This window comes from Marinoscillum sp. HNIBRBA16962 (assembly GCF_057801515.1).
Genome location: NZ_CM173603.1, coordinates 4,720,325 through 4,736,336, shown reverse-complemented (window position 1 = coordinate 4,736,336; position 16,012 = coordinate 4,720,325). Strand labels below are relative to the sequence as shown.

Here is a 16,012-nt window from a genome sequence, read left to right as displayed (position 1 = left end):
CAAAGCCTTTTCGGGTTTCCGGAAAGGCTTTTGTTTTTTACATTCGCCCATGCTTTTTCTATATCGCACCGCAATATGGATGTATGGCCTGATCATTTATGGATTTTCTCCATTTCGATTCAAGGCAGACCTTTTTAGCAAGGGGAGAGCTAATCTGTTTGATGAAATCGAATTTGATTTTAAAAACAATCAGGACAAGCCTGTATGGTTCCATGCAGCCTCGGTAGGAGAGTTTGAGCAGGCAAGGCCTATTATAGAGTTGCTCAAAAATGAAAAGCCCGAACTTAAAATTCTGATTACATTCTTTTCCCCTTCAGGCTATGAATTGAGAAAAGGATATCCCCTGGCTGATTATATCTATTATCTGCCTTTGGATACCCGCAGCAATGCAAAACGATTTCTGGAAATAACGAATCCATCCGTGGCTGTTTTCATAAAGTACGAGTTCTGGTATTTCTTTTTAGAGCAGCTGCAGGAAAAGAAGATACCTACTTACGTAGCTTCAGCAGTTTTCAGGTCCAATCAGTGGTTTTTTCACTCTACAGGACGATTTCTATGGAAGAAGATCCGGAACATTGACTGGTTTTTTGTTCAGGATCAGCGCTCATTTGATCTGCTGGAGCAAAAAGGGATCAATCAGAAAGAACTCGCAGGTGATACAAGGTGTGACCGGGTGATTCAGGTTAGAGCTAAGAGCGAGGAGGTGCCTGGTCTGGAGACTTTTAAAGGAGACAATCGTTTGATGATCCTGGGTAGCATCTGGCCGGAGGATATTAGAATACTGGAATCATTTATTCGCTCTAACAGCTATGGCCTGAAATGGATCATTGCTTCGCATGAAATGAATGAAAGCTTCTTGAAAAAACTCAATGATTTGCCTGGTTCTGTGAGGTATTCGCACTACTTAAATGAGCAAAAAGAAGGAACTTCCATTTTGATCCTGGATACTGTGGGACAGCTCGCTGCATGCTATCGATACAGTGATTTTGCCTATGTAGGCGGTGGTTTTCGGGGAGCGCTCCACAACCTGTTAGAGCCCGCCGTTTTTGGACAGCCCATATTTTTTGGTGATCATGCCAACAACCAAAAATTTATTGAGGCAAGTGAATTAATTAACTGCGGCGGAGGTTTTTCTTTTTCAGCGATTGAAGCCTTTGAAGCCAAATTTGACCATCTTTGGAGGGATGAGGAAGCCTACAGGCAAGCGGCGAGAGCGAGCAGGAAATTTGTAGAGGCTAAAAGCGGGGCAACCAAAATCGTTGTGAATAAGATTATAGAGAGTCTATGAAGGGGATAGTGATCAAGTCAACAGGCTCCTGGTACAGGGTTTTGTTGGAAGACAACAATGAGGTGGATGCGCGCCTCAGAGGCAAACAAAAGCTGGAAGATAAAAAGATCACCAATCCGATTGCCGTGGGTGATCGGGTGCATCTGAGTCAAATAGGCTCAGAATGGATGATTGAGGAAATAGAAGACCGCACGAATTACATTATCAGGAAATCTCCCAGGAAAAAGCACCATGATCACCTGATAGCTGCCAACATAGATCAGGCGGTAATGATTGCTACTCCAAAGATGCCTAAGACCTCTCTGGGTTTTATTGATCGGTTTTTGGTGACATTGGAGACGTTCAGAATTCCCGGGGTGATCATCTTCAACAAAATGGATTTACTGGATGCTGAGGAGCTGAAGGAGGTCGGTTACCTGAAGTTTATTTACGAACAGAAGGTTGGTTATAAGTGCTTAAGTACATCCTTTATTAAGGAACTCTCAGCAGATGTGAAAGACTTGTTTAAAGGAAAGCTAACGTTGCTTTCGGGCCACTCCGGCGCTGGTAAGTCCACCCTGATCAACCTTCTGGTCCCGGATGCTGACCAGAAGATATCGGAGGTTTCCAATTTCGCCAATAAGGGAGTGCATACCACCACCTTTGCAGAGATGTTTACTTTGGATAAGGATTCTTACATTATTGATACTCCGGGCATAAAAGAGCTGGGCCTGGCAGAGATAGATGAAGAAGAGCTTGCTCATTATTTTCCTGAGATGAGGCAGTACCTTGGGGAGTGTAAGTTTCATAATTGTCTGCACGTGAATGAACCTGGCTGCAAGGTGAAAGAAGCCCTGGATACCGGCGACATTACTATGGAGAGGTATGCCAGCTACCTGTCTATGCTGGAAGGGGAGGATAACCGGCGGTGAACTGCTTTTTTTAACTTCTGGTATTTTGGGATCAGCCCAAAATTGAAAGTTCTCAGGCACTGACGCATTTCATAGCCGATACGATTGAGCAGTGGCCGATCTTCCTCCGGAGATTCGTTGAGCTCAAAGATCTTTTTACAAACCGTAAAAGTTGAGTAAAGGTGCTTGCTCCTGAAAGCAAATTGAGAAGTACCGTGCGAGTTTTCTACAATGCGTTTCTTTACGAGAGGCGCCTTGTTGAAGAGGTATTTGTAAGTACGTGAAGAACGTATCCAGAAGTCAAAATCCTCATATTCGAGTTGTTCATCGTATCCACCCAACGATTCCAGAACCTCTCGCCTGATCATCATGGTAGGAGGACAAATGAAATATCGCTCAATCAATTCTTTATAGATCTCACCGGAAGGGACTTGTTCCTCCAGATGTCCATCTTTATTTCTTCTGTAATGTGTTTGAAGAGGCTGGCCTTCTGCATTCATCAGAAATGCATCACTAAAGTGAACCCCAAAACTTGTATCTGCATTTGCAAAATCGTTAATGCCTTCCTCAATTCTTTTAGGTAAGAGTACGTCATCAGCCGCCAGGTCGATGATGTATTGACCTTTGCTTTCTCTGAACCCAAGGTTGAATGCAGCGCAATTTCCAATGTTCTTCTGCAGGTCAATGAACCGAATATCCTTTCCTTTTAGCAGTTCCCGGATGACTTCCTTACTTTCATCCGTACTTGCATCATCTACTACAATCAGTTCAATGTTTTCATATGTCTGGGTCCATACTGATTCTACAGCAGCTTTTACGAAAGGAGCCTGATTGTAGCAAAGGCAGATGACGGATACAAGGGGAGTTTTCATCTCGAATTCCAGTCAAAGGTATGATTTATAAGCTCAAAAAGCTCCTTATTAAAAGGCTTGTAATATGATCTAAGCTTGTTTAAAGTGTCTTCATAGTCAAGGTGGTTTTGCACTATTCGTTCATTTGTCATTGTTGGTGCGAGGTGGATAGGTGATAGTTCTAAAAAGTCCCAGACTTTTCTTAGCAATAAGTCCTGGGAAGTTTGTAGCTCCTGAAAATCCAGAATCAGTATCTGACCCTCAGGGAAAAAATTCAGATACCTCATTACCTGCTCAAAATAAAGTCCTCTTTTTATATAGCTACGCTCATCGCTGTAAAAGTTTACCTCATCAATTATGGCTATCTCTTCATTAATAGCTTCACTAAAAGACCTGGGATCATAAAGATTCTCAAAGTTTCCGGGGCCAAACTCATAATGATGCATCGTCCATGAGGATAAAGCTCTCTCCGCAGGCTCTCTGAGGATCATTATAATTTTTAGCTCAGGATTATACTGGTGCATTCGCTTTGGTGCGTGAGGATGATAAAGATAATTGGGTGTGCATTCAAAGTAGTGTTTGGTTTCGGCAGGAGCTTCAAATGGCAAGGGAAAGAATTGATGGTATTTATACTTTTTCTGAGGGGAATAGATTGCATCATTGTCAAAATAATTCACCTCTTTCCAAAGGGAGCCTGAAACTTTGGGGTGCTGACGTATTAGCTCAAAGAGTGTAGTGGAACCACCTTTCTGAGTCCCTGCAACAATGAAATCAGGACTGGAACAGATGCCGAGTTTTGCTAGTTGTCTACGAATGAAGCTCATAAGAAGGATGAAATCTACCTATAATAATTTTATGTACTTTGCAGGAAAAAGATAGTCAATACTTCATTTTGTCTGATGAATATTTTTGTGATACCTTCCTGGTACCCCACAAGCTCACATCCAAGTACAGGTATCTTTTATCAGGAGCAAACCAAACTCCTTGCTAAAGAAAAAGAACGATGGAATTTTGGGATAAGTCTGTGGGGTTCTCATGAACCTAAGCTTTGGGTAAAAGTGACAAAGCCTTTTCATGCGTTGATTCAACTTACTTTTAAACTTCCTCTGAAACGAAAAGACAGGGTTTTAAGTCCAAACCTTATTGAACTATTCACTCCGGCTTATACATGGACAAGAAGGATTTTCAGGGGAAACATCAATGGAATCATCAGGGCCAATGAAGAGAACCTTCAACGGTACATCCAGGTATTTGGCAAGCCTGATGTCATACACGCTCATATTTCTCACCCTGCCGGATTAATAGCTATGAAGTTGAGTGAGAAATACAATATTCCCTATGTGATTACAGAACAAATGAGCCCTTTCCCACTACCCAATTACCGGAAGGACTTCCGGAAGTATCTGTTGCCACAACTGAAACAGGCCGACAAAGTCCTTTCGGTTGGTAAGAATTTGTCAGCAGAGCTGGAACATCATGGGGTAAACTCCTATCAGGTTGTTAATTTCATTGATTTCGAGCGATTTGCAGTTACTGAACCTCCAAATAATAACCCACCCATTTTATTTTCACTTGGGCGTCTGGAGAAGCAAAAGGGCTTTGATCTACTCCTCAATGCACTTGGTAAGCTTCCAACGAGGCAATGGAAGCTGGTTTTAGGAGGAGAGGGCTCGCAGTGCCGGGCTTTGCAGAAGATATGCTCCAGATCAGGTCTGTCAGACCAGGTAATTTTTACAGGTGAAATGTCACAGGAGAAAGTCATCCAACACATGCAGGCCTGTGATTTTTTTGTTTTATCCAGTCGTCATGAATCATTTGGTATTGTATTGCTGGAGGCAATGGCCTGTGGGAAACCAGTACTTTATACCAAATGTGGCGGTATCACATTAGAGTTGCCGCCTTTCGTGGGAAGAGCCTGCCAGGTGTCCGAAGAAGGCTTGATTTATGGACTTGACCAAATGCTAGGTAGCTACCAGGAGTACAAGGCTGATCAGATCAGGAACTATGCATTATCGAATTATTCGGTTCATAAAGCAGCAGAACAACTTGAGGGTGTTTATAATGAGGTAATACAGTCAAAGTAACTTTTTAAACGTATTCCGTTCAAATACCTCGGCTCCCATCCTCTCCTTAAACTTAAAAAGTGAGGACTGAAGCTTTCCCCGGATGGAAGAAATGCCCAGATCAAAATACCGAAAACCTTCTTCCCTATAGACCTCATACAGGTAAACCATCAGTTTCACCATAGGACTTTCCTTTTTAAATTCCTGGTCAGTAGCCGGCAGGTAATAGTAAACTACCTCACTGGTGGGCTTGGCGGTCAGTACTGCAACAGCAAGCTGCTTTCCCATATATCCTGCATAACAGTCGTATGCATCCCGTATCCTGCCGGTCAGTTCCAGGTATTTTTTCTTCGGGATATTTACTTCCAGCCCCTGCTGTGCCCGGCATTTGGCAATGAAGTCATAACATTCACCCAGCTCATTTCCTTTAAGCTTCCGGATTTTCAGGTCGGCACATCGCTTTAGCTTTCTCTTCTCCATATCATGGATCTCATAACTGGTCAAATCCACTACCTGATTGCTTTCCGTTACCTGAGGCTGAAATCCATTTGAAAGCAGCCATTCATCAGCTACGAAATGCTTATAGTAGGAAGGCGGCTGGGTGATCACTAGCGAAGAAATACCTCTTGCGACCAGCGTAGATTCCAGTTTTTGTAAAAAAGCAGAAAATGTTGGCCCATCAGGGGCCATTTTGCATAAAAAACCTCCAAAAGGGCTGTTAGGTAAGCTCAGGGCTACTCCATCCTTTAGTTCCAGGCAAATGATGTAATGATCATCCTGGTAGACCAAAAGGTTGCCATAACGCTGAATATCCAGATAGGCAGGAGTGTAGTAAAGTAAATCGTTAGCCATGACTTACCAGGCGATTTTATAATTTTTTGTTGACAGATACATCTTTTTCAGAAAATGTTGTGTCACTAAGATAGCAAGTGTTAGCTTTCGGTTGTCAGATAATTGAGTTAAATTGCTTCTTCATTTTATGCAAAAAAATCTAAATAAAAGACAATCTTGAGAATAGGATTCACCGCACTGATTTTCTTTCTCTCCACCCATTTCGGATATGGTCAGTTATTCGGAAATGAGGAAAACATAGCCTTGGTCCGCAAGGGAGTTGATCACATATACAATGTACGACACGATTCCGCCCGGATCTACATCGACAAGGTAGCCAAGAGATTACCCAATCATCCCGCAGTACCTATGATGAGAGCACTCAACGTGCTTTGGGAAAACATACCCGTAGTGACTGTGGATTCGGTCTTTAAGGTCTTTAGCGGGCACCTGCAGGATGCCATCAGACTTTCGGCAAGGCTGGATGGGGGGCGACAGGAAGATCCCGAGGCTATATTCTTTGAGATGTCTGCACGGGGCTTGCTGGCTGAGTATTATGCGGATGCCGGATATTATATGAAGGCATTGAATGAGGCCTCCAAGGCTTATTACCTCGTGAAAGCAGGGTTTAAACTTTCAGATGAAGTACCTGAATTTTTACTGACCACAGGCATCTATAACTATTTTCGGGAAAAGTATCCGGAGAAGCATCCTATTTATAAGCCATTGCTTTGGTTTTTCAAAGGCGGAGATATAGAGCTGGGGCTCCGGCAGATCCAGGCTGCTACTGAAAAGGCTGTATTGTCAAAGGTGGAGGCATACGTATATCTTGCTTATATCTACCTGAGGTATGAAAACGACCCCAGAAAAGCTCAATCGTATCTTAAGGAGCTTAACAGGGTTTATCCCCGAAATCCGTACATTCAGGCCAAGTATCTTGAATCCCTCACACCTGGAGAGGATTTTAAGCATGCGCCACTGGACATGATCAAAAAGTTGTCCCGGTCTGATCGCCCATACTACGAAATGGCCGGTAAAGTCTTTTGGGGATTACATTATGAGAAGGTGGAGAAAGACACGGAAGAAGCGATTCGACTTTACCGTGAAAGCGTAGCGGCTGGCAGTGTGATCCTGGACCATGGTGAATATTACCGCAGCCTGGCTTACCTGGGGCTGGGCCGTATCTATACGAATCGGGGCAAAGCAGATCAGGCCATCTACAATCTCAACAAAGCTCTGACATACGCCGAAACTGAAGATGTAGCTACCGAAGCTAAGCAATTGCTGCAAAAATTTGAATGAACGAATACTTTACAATTCAGTCGTCAACAGAAAGCCTGTACAAGGAGAAGGGCAGTAAATTTTTAGGCTTTACATACCATGTGGAGTCAGAGGAAGAGGTGAAAGGTTACCTGGATCACCTGAAAAAGCAATATCATGATGCCAGGCATCACTGTTATGCCTACATCACAGGGCTTAAGGAGCAGAGCTATCGTGCAAATGATGATGGTGAACCTAACCACTCGGCCGGCGATCCGATTTTAGGACAGATCCGTTCCAGGGAGCTGACCAATTGCCTGGTGGTGGTCGTCAGATACTTCGGCGGAACTAAACTTGGTGTAAGCGGACTGATCAATGCCTACAAAACCGCAGCGGAAGAAGCATTAAGCAAAGCAAAGATCCTGAAGGTACACTCTAAAACCCCTTTTCGGCTGACGTTTGATTATGATGCCACCTCGGACGTGGAGCGGGCGCTAAGTGAGTTTGAAATTGATTATCATGAGAAAAAGTACACGGTAAACTGTGAGTTTGTAGGTGAGCTGAAAGATGAAGATGCTCCGGTTTTAGCAGGTAAGCTGGAGCTGGTCAAAGGAGCAAACTTTGAAATCTCCGATTGATCCTTTGTCAGGTTATACTGATTGATCATAATGGAGTATGGGTTTGATACAACTATTCCCCCTTTTCCTTTTAAAGGGGGCGATGGGGGTTATAGAAAAATTTATCTAACCCATACTCCCTTACTGCTTAATTGTAACTTGAAGCAGGATTAATCACATATATCCTTTCTTCTCCAGCATTCGGTAGATCTTTATACACACCCAGGCATCAGTAGCAGCATACATTTGTTGTCCTTTGGTTAGCTCCTGGGCTTCCCAGTTTGAGGTTTGCTGGCTTTTAGAAACTCTGCTTTTCAGAAAAATTCCCGTGAGGCTTTTCATGCCGATTTGTGTGATGCCAAATTCCTTTGCCACATCGTTGAGGTCGATGAATCCTTTTGGTTTAAATGGCCGGTTAAGCTGTAGGTCTTTGAGGTCATCGCCAATGCTGATCCCTACTTTTAAGACTTCCCTGTTTTCAAATAACCGCTTCAGGCGAGGAGGGATCCCCAGTTTTTTGATCCGTATCAGGTAGGCATTTTCCAACGTTGCGAGCTGAATGATCGCTGTGGCGTTGTATTCGCCCTTGTTAAACGTGGGCTTGGTTTCTGTATCAAATCCCAGTACAGGTTCTTTTTCCAGCGTCTTGAACGCTTCTTTCAATGACTCCTCATCTTCTATCACATGGATTTTGCCATCAAACCTGATCAATGGGAGGTTTCTAACGTCTTCTTTTGGTATGGAGGTACGGAACATATTACGCTGTTTCGTTTTCAGGTTTAAGTTTTTTGATCTTGTACCCAATAAAACCAAACAGCATGGTCATCAGAGGGCTTAAAATGTTGAAAAAGCAGTAGGGAGCATAAGCCAGGGTAGAGACACCCAGCACACTGGAGTGATAAGCTCCGCAGGTGTTCCACGGAATGAGGACGGAAGTAACTGTGCCGGAGTCTTCCAGTGTTCTGCTTAGGTTTTCCGGGGCCAGTCCTTTTCGCTTATAGATATCTGCATACATGCGTCCCGGTACGACAATGGCCAGGTACTGGTCAGAGGCTGTAACGTTGAAAAACACGCAGGTGCCTACTGTGGAGGCAATCAACGCGCCAGTGGAATTTACCATGCTGATAATGGCTTTTGCGATACGTTTTAGCATGCCGGAACCTTCCATGACGCCACCAAAGATCATGGCCGACAAAATGAGCCAGATGGTGCCCAGCATCCCGGCCATCCCGCCGGAGCTCAGCAGGTCATTTACCATCAGGTTACTGGTTTCTATAGCAATATCTCCATAGAGGGAGGTCATAATACCCACAAATAAGCCTTTGGCGGAAAAGGCTCCTCCAATTTCAGCTACCAGATCAGGCTGGAAAATCAAGGCGAACAACCCTCCCAGTAGTGTTCCCAGCAAAAGTGCAGGAATAGCCGGCACCTTTCTGACAATGAGGATCACAACTATGGCTGGAACTACAAACAGCCAGCCTGAAATGAAAAACCTGTCGTCAATAGCTGAAAGAATAGCCTGAGTCTCTGTAACCGATCCGGTTGCCTCATTGGTGAGGCCTATGATCAAAAAGATGATCAGGGCTATTGAGATGGAAGGAACGGTGGTGATGGTCATGTACCGGATGTGTGTAAAGAGGTCTGTCCCGGCCATGGCTGGTGCCAGGTTGGTCGTATCTGATAAAGGTGACATTTTATCACCAAAATAGGCTCCTGAAAGTATAGATCCGGCGACCAGACCCTCCGATACTCCCAGTGCCTTTCCAATACCGATGAGAGCAATACCCACTGTAGCCGCTGTGGTCCATGAGCTTCCCGTAGCAATGGATACTACGGAGCAAACGACACAGGCTGCAAAAAGGAAAATGGTAGGATTGAGGATCTGAAGTCCGTAATAGATCATGGCGGGGACTATCCCGCTCAGCAGCCAGGTACCAGCAAGAGAACCGATAAGCAGGAGGATCAGCATGGAGCTCATCGCCGAACTGATGCTCCTGATAATGCCATCCTGGATTTCACTCCATCTATACCCGAGCCGCACCGCTACCAGAGCTGCCACGGAGGCAGACAGGATCAAAACAATCTGGTTTGATCCGTCTAACGAAGCATCTCCGAATATTCCTACATTGATTGAAAGCAGGATGATAAGAAAAATAACAGGAATAAACGCCTCAAATAAGGTAGGTTCTCTCTTAATCGCCATCTGTAAATGTATTTCCGGGTCCTAATCTGATTATAAAATCCCCGGACGGTTCCAAAATAAGGTTCAAGCTGATGAAAAGATAATACAAATTTTCAAAAGCGCTTCTGCAGGATCATATCGGCCAGTTCCTCTCCTACCAAACTACCGATGGCTACACCCATTCCTCCCAGCCTGATTCCCAGAAAGATCCTTTCATCTATTTCTTCCAAAATAGGTTTTTTATTAGCTCCAAAGGCCATGATCCCGGACCATACCAGCTCTGTGGTATAGGTCTTCCCGGGCAGGATGCGTTCCTGAAGGTCCTGGTGAAGGTGGGCAAGAATTTTTTCATTGATCTCAAATTTGGTAGTGGCCTCTTCATCAAATGCCAGGTTTCGCCCGCCACCAAAGATGAGTTTGTCCTTGAAGTCACGGAAATAATAATAGCCCTCGTCATAGTGGAAAGTCCCCTCAAATGGAAGGTTTTTATGAGGCTTTATCACCATCACCAGTCCGCGACCGGGCTTTACATCCATTTCTTTTTTGATCAACCGGGGAGTGAATGCATTGGTGCAGACGGCTACAGCTTTGGCTGTAAAAGATTGGCTGGCGGATTGCGCCAGCACATGTCCTTTGTCAACTTCCAGGTTGGTTACCTCCAGACCAGTAATGATATGGACTCCCTTTTCCCCACAGTACTGCCATAAGGATTTCATCAGTTTGCCTGTGTGCAGTTGCCCTTCGAATTGGTTGTAGATAAGTTTTGAAGTCTTTTGGAAGCCGAAATCCTTGATCAGTCCATCGGCGCTGCAGAATACCTGATTTCCGAATAAAGGATTTAATAACTCGTTGACATCATCCAGCTGATCAGCAAAATGTTCGTTTTCTTTAGTCAGGAGTTCATAACCGCCCTTTTGCTCAAAGTCTATCTTGTCAGCTCCCAGTCTGCCAATGGTTTTTTGCAATCCTTTCCATCTGCGGTTGACCAGTCTTACCATCCCCTCATCCCCGAGGTTTGTACGGTCGTTAGCCAGCTCGGATATACTGCCGAAGCACGCAAAACCGGCATTTTTTGTGCTTGCGCCTGTAGGCAATGCACCGCGCTCGATAACCAGGATGTTCAGCTTCGGAGATCTTTCTTTCAAGGATGCGGCAGTAGATAATCCGGATATGCCAGCACCTATGACAATGATGTCATAGCTCAGAAAAGATTCCTGTTCCCATAAACTTACCATGCCTGTGAGTAGTTAATATTCAGGTTGTAAAACTAATGGAATGAGAAGAATAGAACGTCTGCTAAAGGAATATGGTGAAAGCCATCAAAACCCTGTGAACAAGGTTATCCACTGGGTATGCGTACCGCTTATTTTCATGAGCATTGTCGGGCTGATATGGGAAATACCTGCTGACGGTCTTCGGTTTGTGCTGGGGAGCGGGGCTTTCAATAACTGGGCCACAGTTGCTTTGGTGATTGTCACCATCTATTATTTATTTCTTTCCATACCGCTGGGGCTTGGGATGGCTGTTTTTGCGTTTATCTGCCTGAGAGTGATCTGGTTAGTGGAGGTTTATATCCATATCCCTGTCTGGCAGTTGAGTCTAGGCGTGTTTGTGCTGGCCTGGGTCGGTCAGTTTTACGGGCACAAAGTAGAGGGTAAGAAACCGTCTTTTTTCAAAGACCTGCAATTTTTACTGATCGGTCCTGCATGGCTGATGCACTTTGTGATGCGAGCGATTGGGGTGAGGTATTGAGTGAGTATTTAAGGTTGATTCTTGTACACTTCACTAACCAATTTTGCAGATTTTTCCCAGCTGAGTTGTTTTGCTTCCTTATAGCATTTTTCTACAACTTCCGAACGGTAATTCGCATCAGTCATTAGTTTTTCGACGAGCTGGCCGTAGCTATAAATATCCCAGCGCTCTGCCTGGGGCAGAGAGGGGATAAACTCCGAAATCCCTGTATTTCTGGCTGCTGCCACGGGTATTTTCTTCAGCACTGCCTCCAGAATGACTAACCCAAAAGGCTCGGAAAGTGACGGGACTACCAACAGGTCTATTTCGCTTAGCTTTTTCAGCAAAGCCGATCGCTCCAGGAAGCCGGTAAATGTAAACCGGCCCGTAAGGTTGACACGTCTGGTGTTTTGTTCCACCTCACCTCGCAGAAACCCATCTCCGAAAATGGTGTACCGGAAGTCATAGCCTCTTGATGTCAGATCTCTGGCCAGGTCTACCACGGTAGTGGGGCTCTTTTGATGGGTGAGACGACCGACAAAAGCAATGTGTCCTGTTTTAGCCCTTCCGTTTTTTTTCGAGGGAAGTACTTCTGCAGCGTTTGGAACCACTGATATTTTTTTGCCGGGGATATTATATTGCTCTTCCAAAGTTGCTTTCACTTGCGAACTCACACAGAAGATATGCTGTGCCCCTGTTAAGCCTTTTTTTTCTTCATCAATCACCAGCTGCTGAGTATGCATGCCGTTTCTGTCATATTCGGTGCTGTGCACATGCGCAAAGAGTGGTTTTTGGGTAAGCTGACTGGCCATCACTCCGGCCTTGAATGTGACCCAGTCATGGGCATGGATCACATCAAACTTTTTCGTCTTCGCTATCTGCACTGCCAGCAGTGCATACTTCATGAGTTCGGCATGGAGGCTCCCGTTATAGGTTCCCGTCAGGGTGATCCTGTCCAGTAGCTTTGATTGGTCAGTTTCTTCCAGTGTTTTGATGACTTTTTGTTTTTTACGGGCACTTACGAAAGTTTCTGCAGGCAGGTACGGCATCAGGAATCGCCCTATTTCCACTTCTTTGAGCACTTCAATGTGCTGTTTCTCTTTTTTCCACAGGTCAAAATTGGGTTTGATGGCAGAGGCATCCATCAACTTTACATTTTTGCTGATCTGCTTTTTACTTTTCCTGGGCAAGAGAAAAGTCACATCATGGCCTGCATCGGCCAGCGCTTCTGCCAGACCCTGGCTGGCAATGCCGAGTCCGCCGGTAATTTGAGGTGGGTATTCCCAGCCGAGCATGAGTATTTTCATAGAATTTGAATGTTGTGGGTGTCTGATTCTTTTGTTTTTTGGAAATTACTAAACAAATCCCGGATTAGACAGGACGAATGTCAGGATTGTTGAAAGAGTTGGAAAATAATTTTAGAATTTTTTCGAGTTTATGTATTCTATATTCGAAATTAATCAATCGGTCTTTTCAAATCTACGCACCTGATATTGATTTTATTCCACAAAATTCACCCTGAGGATATCTGCCCTGATCCTTTGTTCATTGAAAAAATCAATCCAGAAGAGCTGCTGGGCTGACAGGTGATCGTTTGGCGACTTGATCTCAAAGAAGTAATAGGAGCGTTCGGTCCAGATAAAGAGGTCCGGAAATCCGGAGCTGTTGTCTTTTACATTTTTGGCCATCTCCAGGAGGACATTTTTTATAGCCTTCAGAGGCACGTGCCTGATGCAGCTGACCAGGCTGGGCAGGAGTGATTCGTGCCAGCTGACCAGGGGGTTGCTGATGTCTTCTTTGATGTCGTGGACCTCCTGGATGTAGCTGATGAGCTGGCGCTTCGTTTTAAATGCTTTGGTTTTTTGGTGAAGCAGGTTCTTGCGGTTTTCGTAAAAGGATTCATTGTACAGGTCGCTGGGCATGCGCTGCAAAGGATGATGAAACGAAGACTGACTATGATCAAACAGCTCGTCCCAAAAGAACAACCCAAACATTCCTCTCCAAAGGTAATTTTCAGCATGCAGGCCGTCGTATCCTTTTTGCCGGTAGTGATCCAGGGCCAGCTCTTCCACCCTAGTGCCGGGTAGATTGAACACGGTGATCTCCGGGCTGGTTTTGATCTTTGCTGTAGTGCTTCTGTAATTCCGGACGGAGGTTTTTGCTAAAAAGTCTTTTGCAAAGATCTTCTCAGAAGCATTGAAGGGATGTTTAAGGGCTACCTCGGCGATTTCTCTGGCTTCCTGCCCTTCTCCAAGCTTTTCGAGGATGCGGATCCTTCGCTCGCGGGCGGGGTGTTTTCTGGCAAGACTGTAATAATTAAGCGCTTCTGACAGGAACCCGGATTTTTCGAAGTATTCGCCGAGCCGCAGCATAAACCGGTCCCCCACCTTTCGGGACTTTGGGTAATTCAAAAAGTTGCTCCAGTTTACCGGACTGATGAGCTCCAGGATCTCCTCGGGCAGCAATACCTGCATGGCTTTTTTGATCGTATAGTTCCATTTAGAAAGCTCAAAAACAGCCAGGGCTTCGTTTCGGCTGTCAAACCAGGGGGTAAACTCATGGTTGTCCAGGTTTTCCAGCTTTACATTGCCGATATCCCGGATCACAAACTCGGTCATCATGCCATGGTAATGCCCAAAAAACAGCAGCTTGAAAAACTCCACCTGGTCCTGTTCAAGAAAATGAATGACTGTGTGCTGCTCCTTTAAAGTCTGGTAATCCTCCGCTACGGCCTCTTCGGCCAGCTCCAGCAGGATGTCCTCTTTGTATTTGGACTTCAGGTTGCGTTCGGGGTAGAGCTTGTCCAGCTCCGCTTTGGTAAACAGGTTGAACAGCAGGTAATCATCCGGGGGATCAAGGCTGGCCAGCTCTGTCTCCACCAGCTCCTCCGCTGCGGCAGGCGTGGAGCTTATTTCTTCATAGACCAGCTTATCCAGCCGGAAGTACTCGCCTTTGCGGTTGGCCATACGGATCATCAGACACTGAGCATCTTCTGAGAGCTGTTGGAAGGTATCAATAAATACCCGATCCGTTTCACCGAGACAATGCCCTGAGCCCTGCTGAATAAAGTCCAGCAGGTACCGGAAGTAGTCCAGGTAGTATTTCGGGGGGAGTATGATCTTTTCTTTTTCAGACATGCCACTAAGCGCAACGGAATATCCCTACTTTTGTCCACAGGGCGTTATGCAAATTTAGCACCTGTATCATAAGAAATATGACTCAATCTACTGAGAAAATATCCGTGATCATCCCCGTGCATAACCGCACAACCTATCTGGGGGATACGCTGCAGTCAGTGGCTGACCAGACTCATACCACGGTGGAGGTGATCCTTGTCAATGATGGTTCCGGGTCTGAAGTGGGCCCTGTCCTGCTAGCGCTTTGTGAAAAATACCCCTTTGCGCAAATGCTGGAGCTGGATAAGCAGTTTGGTGTATCCCATGCCCGTAATCGGGGGATTGAGCAGGCCACGGGCAGTTATTTCCATTTCCTGGACGATGATGACCGGATCGCGCCGGATTTTTACGAACGGAGCCTGGCTGTGCTGAAAAAGTCTGCTGATGTTTCCATTGCTGTGGCAGAGCTTTTATCGGATGACACTACTACTTCGACCTTTCAGAAGCAAAAGAAGATCTATGCACATTTTTATAGATCCTCCGGGACAAAACCGATTGATCACTGGTCGTATTTCCTAATGTATTCGCCACCCATTCATGCCATGTTGTTTAAAAAGGAAGTTTTCAAAGAGTCGAAATTCAATGAAAATCTGGTGTATGGGGAAGATCGATATTTATGGCTTCAGCTAAGGGAAAAGGGAGTCAAGTTTCAAAAGCTGGACTATACAGGAGCTTTTTATCGAGTAGGGGAGAGCGTTGCAAAAGGGAAGCGCTATAAACAACAGGCCGTTTTTTTTGAAAAGCTTCTCTCGTCGGGAATGGTACTGGAGCGAAAAGGTCAAAATTATGTTTATACTTTTCTGTTTCTTTTGGCTGTGAAGACCAGGTCCGTTTTGAAAGCGGTTCGTTTTGCATCGAGAGCCTTGCAAGCTCCGGTTCAGTTTTTAAAGCATGTACAGTTTTTGAGGAGGTATAGGTAACCTCAGTCTCTTAGAGAAGGACGTTTTTGGTAGTTTTTTAGCCTCTTTCCGGAATCGGGCAATGGTATCAATTTTTAGTTTTTCTAAGTAATTAGATCAAAATCGAAGATCATAGAATTTACATGCCCTATGCTTAATTTACTTAACTTTTGATTTTACCTCTTTATTGATTCACTACACAAGGCTGGCATTTGAGCTAATAA

15 protein-coding genes are annotated in these 16,012 nt (G+C 44.9%); 7 read left to right on the top strand and 8 right to left on the bottom strand.

Translation table 11 applies throughout. The annotated features are described in order from the left end of the window. The first annotated feature begins 49 nt into the window (after positions 1–49). Together AC3E9V_RS19675 and rsgA are read left to right on the top strand one after the other, a co-directional pair. Entirely contained in the window at positions 50–1,288 is a 1,239-nt protein-coding gene (locus AC3E9V_RS19675; protein WP_488749872.1) for a 3-deoxy-D-manno-octulosonic acid transferase, read from the top strand. Further along, on the top strand, positions 1,285–2,199 hold the full coding sequence (rsgA, locus tag AC3E9V_RS19670; protein ID WP_488749871.1) for a ribosome small subunit-dependent GTPase A: 915 nt from the start codon (positions 1,285–1,287) through the stop codon (positions 2,197–2,199). Before AC3E9V_RS19675 ends, rsgA begins: the two co-directional genes overlap by 4 nt. On the opposite strand, the gene AC3E9V_RS19665 is transcribed toward rsgA, so the two are convergent. Then, entirely contained in the window at positions 2,160–3,050 is an 891-nt protein-coding gene (locus AC3E9V_RS19665) for a glycosyltransferase family 2 protein (protein ID WP_488749870.1), read from the bottom strand. The two genes, rsgA and AC3E9V_RS19665, sit on opposite strands and share 40 nt — an antisense overlap. Beyond that, positions 3,047–3,853, bottom strand: coding sequence for a sulfotransferase family protein (locus tag AC3E9V_RS19660; protein WP_488749869.1), 807 nt, complete (start codon positions 3,851–3,853; stop codon positions 3,047–3,049). Before AC3E9V_RS19660 ends, AC3E9V_RS19665 begins: the two co-directional genes overlap by 4 nt. Positions 3,854–3,928: 75 nt before the next feature. Here AC3E9V_RS19660 and AC3E9V_RS19655 point away from each other — a divergent pair, with 75 nt between their 5' ends. Continuing rightward, positions 3,929–5,113: a glycosyltransferase gene (locus tag AC3E9V_RS19655; protein ID WP_488749868.1), complete on the top strand. Its 1,185-nt coding sequence runs from the start codon at positions 3,929–3,931 to the stop codon at positions 5,111–5,113. On the opposite strand, the gene AC3E9V_RS19650 is transcribed toward AC3E9V_RS19655, so the two are convergent. Further along, complete coding sequence (locus AC3E9V_RS19650) at positions 5,105–5,944, bottom strand: GNAT family N-acetyltransferase (RefSeq protein WP_488749867.1); 840 nt, start codon at positions 5,942–5,944, stop codon at positions 5,105–5,107. The genes AC3E9V_RS19655 and AC3E9V_RS19650 overlap by 9 nt on opposite strands. Positions 5,945–6,100: 156 nt before the next feature. Between AC3E9V_RS19650 and AC3E9V_RS19645 the strand changes: the two genes are divergently transcribed. Together AC3E9V_RS19645 and AC3E9V_RS19640 are read left to right on the top strand one after the other, a co-directional pair. Next, a complete protein-coding gene (locus AC3E9V_RS19645; protein ID WP_488749866.1) occupies positions 6,101–7,225 on the top strand; it encodes a tetratricopeptide repeat protein in 1,125 nt (374 codons plus the stop codon). Continuing rightward, positions 7,222–7,821, top strand: coding sequence for an IMPACT family protein (locus tag AC3E9V_RS19640; protein WP_488749865.1), 600 nt, complete (start codon positions 7,222–7,224; stop codon positions 7,819–7,821). The genes AC3E9V_RS19645 and AC3E9V_RS19640 overlap by 4 nt, the downstream gene beginning before the upstream one ends. Before the next feature lie 153 nt (positions 7,822–7,974). On the opposite strand, the gene AC3E9V_RS19635 is transcribed toward AC3E9V_RS19640, so the two are convergent. From AC3E9V_RS19635 to AC3E9V_RS19625, 3 genes are all read right to left on the bottom strand, one after another. Continuing rightward, the gene (locus AC3E9V_RS19635) at positions 7,975–8,556 is read right to left on the bottom strand and encodes a 3'-5' exonuclease (protein WP_488749864.1); all 582 of its coding nucleotides are present in this window, start codon (positions 8,554–8,556) and stop codon (positions 7,975–7,977) included. A gap of 1 nt (position 8,557) precedes the next feature. Further along, complete coding sequence (nhaC, locus tag AC3E9V_RS19630) at positions 8,558–10,003, bottom strand: Na+/H+ antiporter NhaC (protein ID WP_488749863.1); 1,446 nt, start codon at positions 10,001–10,003, stop codon at positions 8,558–8,560. Positions 10,004–10,095: 92 nt separating this feature from the next. Continuing rightward, positions 10,096–11,217, bottom strand: a complete 1,122-nt coding sequence (locus AC3E9V_RS19625) for an NAD(P)/FAD-dependent oxidoreductase (RefSeq protein ID WP_488749862.1) — start codon at positions 11,215–11,217, stop codon at positions 10,096–10,098. Between the two features lie 40 nt (positions 11,218–11,257). Between AC3E9V_RS19625 and AC3E9V_RS19620 the strand changes: the two genes are divergently transcribed. Beyond that, positions 11,258–11,734, top strand: a complete 477-nt coding sequence (locus AC3E9V_RS19620) for an Mpo1 family 2-hydroxy fatty acid dioxygenase (protein WP_488749861.1) — start codon at positions 11,258–11,260, stop codon at positions 11,732–11,734. 8 nt (positions 11,735–11,742) lie between these two features. Here AC3E9V_RS19620 and AC3E9V_RS19615 read toward each other — a convergent pair whose 3' ends face one another. Both AC3E9V_RS19615 and AC3E9V_RS19610 read right to left on the bottom strand, forming a co-directional pair. After that, a complete protein-coding gene (locus tag AC3E9V_RS19615; RefSeq protein WP_488749860.1) occupies positions 11,743–13,020 on the bottom strand; it encodes a glycosyltransferase family 4 protein in 1,278 nt (425 codons plus the stop codon). 192 nt (positions 13,021–13,212) lie between these two features. Continuing rightward, entirely contained in the window at positions 13,213–14,850 is a 1,638-nt protein-coding gene (locus AC3E9V_RS19610; RefSeq protein WP_488749859.1) for a VRR-NUC domain-containing protein, read from the bottom strand. Positions 14,851–14,927: 77 nt separating this feature from the next. Between AC3E9V_RS19610 and AC3E9V_RS19605 the strand changes: the two genes are divergently transcribed. Continuing rightward, positions 14,928–15,809: a glycosyltransferase family 2 protein gene (locus AC3E9V_RS19605; protein ID WP_488749858.1), complete on the top strand. Its 882-nt coding sequence runs from the start codon at positions 14,928–14,930 to the stop codon at positions 15,807–15,809. Positions 15,810–16,012: the final 203 nt, after the last annotated feature.

What these genes read in the sequence shown, in the direction of transcription:
- AC3E9V_RS19675 (WP_488749872.1), top strand. Translation starts at nt 50, where the DNA reads ATGCTTTTTCTATATCGCACCGCAATATGGATGTATGGCCTGATCATT.
- rsgA (WP_488749871.1), top strand. Translation starts at nt 1,285, where the DNA reads ATGAAGGGGATAGTGATCAAGTCAACAGGCTCCTGGTACAGGGTTTTG.
- AC3E9V_RS19665 (WP_488749870.1), bottom strand. Translation starts at nt 3,050, where the DNA reads ATGAAAACTCCCCTTGTATCCGTCATCTGCCTTTGCTACAATCAGGCT.
- AC3E9V_RS19660 (WP_488749869.1), bottom strand. Translation starts at nt 3,853, where the DNA reads ATGAGCTTCATTCGTAGACAACTAGCAAAACTCGGCATCTGTTCCAGT.
- AC3E9V_RS19655 (WP_488749868.1), top strand. Translation starts at nt 3,929, where the DNA reads ATGAATATTTTTGTGATACCTTCCTGGTACCCCACAAGCTCACATCCA.
- AC3E9V_RS19650 (WP_488749867.1), bottom strand. Translation starts at nt 5,944, where the DNA reads ATGGCTAACGATTTACTTTACTACACTCCTGCCTATCTGGATATTCAG.
- AC3E9V_RS19640 (WP_488749865.1), top strand. Translation starts at nt 7,222, where the DNA reads ATGAACGAATACTTTACAATTCAGTCGTCAACAGAAAGCCTGTACAAG.
- AC3E9V_RS19635 (WP_488749864.1), bottom strand. Translation starts at nt 8,556, where the DNA reads ATGTTCCGTACCTCCATACCAAAAGAAGACGTTAGAAACCTCCCATTG.
- nhaC (WP_488749863.1), bottom strand. Translation starts at nt 10,003, where the DNA reads ATGGCGATTAAGAGAGAACCTACCTTATTTGAGGCGTTTATTCCTGTT.
- AC3E9V_RS19625 (WP_488749862.1), bottom strand. Translation starts at nt 11,217, where the DNA reads ATGGTAAGTTTATGGGAACAGGAATCTTTTCTGAGCTATGACATCATT.
- AC3E9V_RS19620 (WP_488749861.1), top strand. Translation starts at nt 11,258, where the DNA reads ATGAGAAGAATAGAACGTCTGCTAAAGGAATATGGTGAAAGCCATCAA.
- AC3E9V_RS19615 (WP_488749860.1), bottom strand. Translation starts at nt 13,020, where the DNA reads ATGAAAATACTCATGCTCGGCTGGGAATACCCACCTCAAATTACCGGC.
- AC3E9V_RS19610 (WP_488749859.1), bottom strand. Translation starts at nt 14,850, where the DNA reads ATGTCTGAAAAAGAAAAGATCATACTCCCCCCGAAATACTACCTGGAC.
- AC3E9V_RS19605 (WP_488749858.1), top strand. Translation starts at nt 14,928, where the DNA reads ATGACTCAATCTACTGAGAAAATATCCGTGATCATCCCCGTGCATAAC.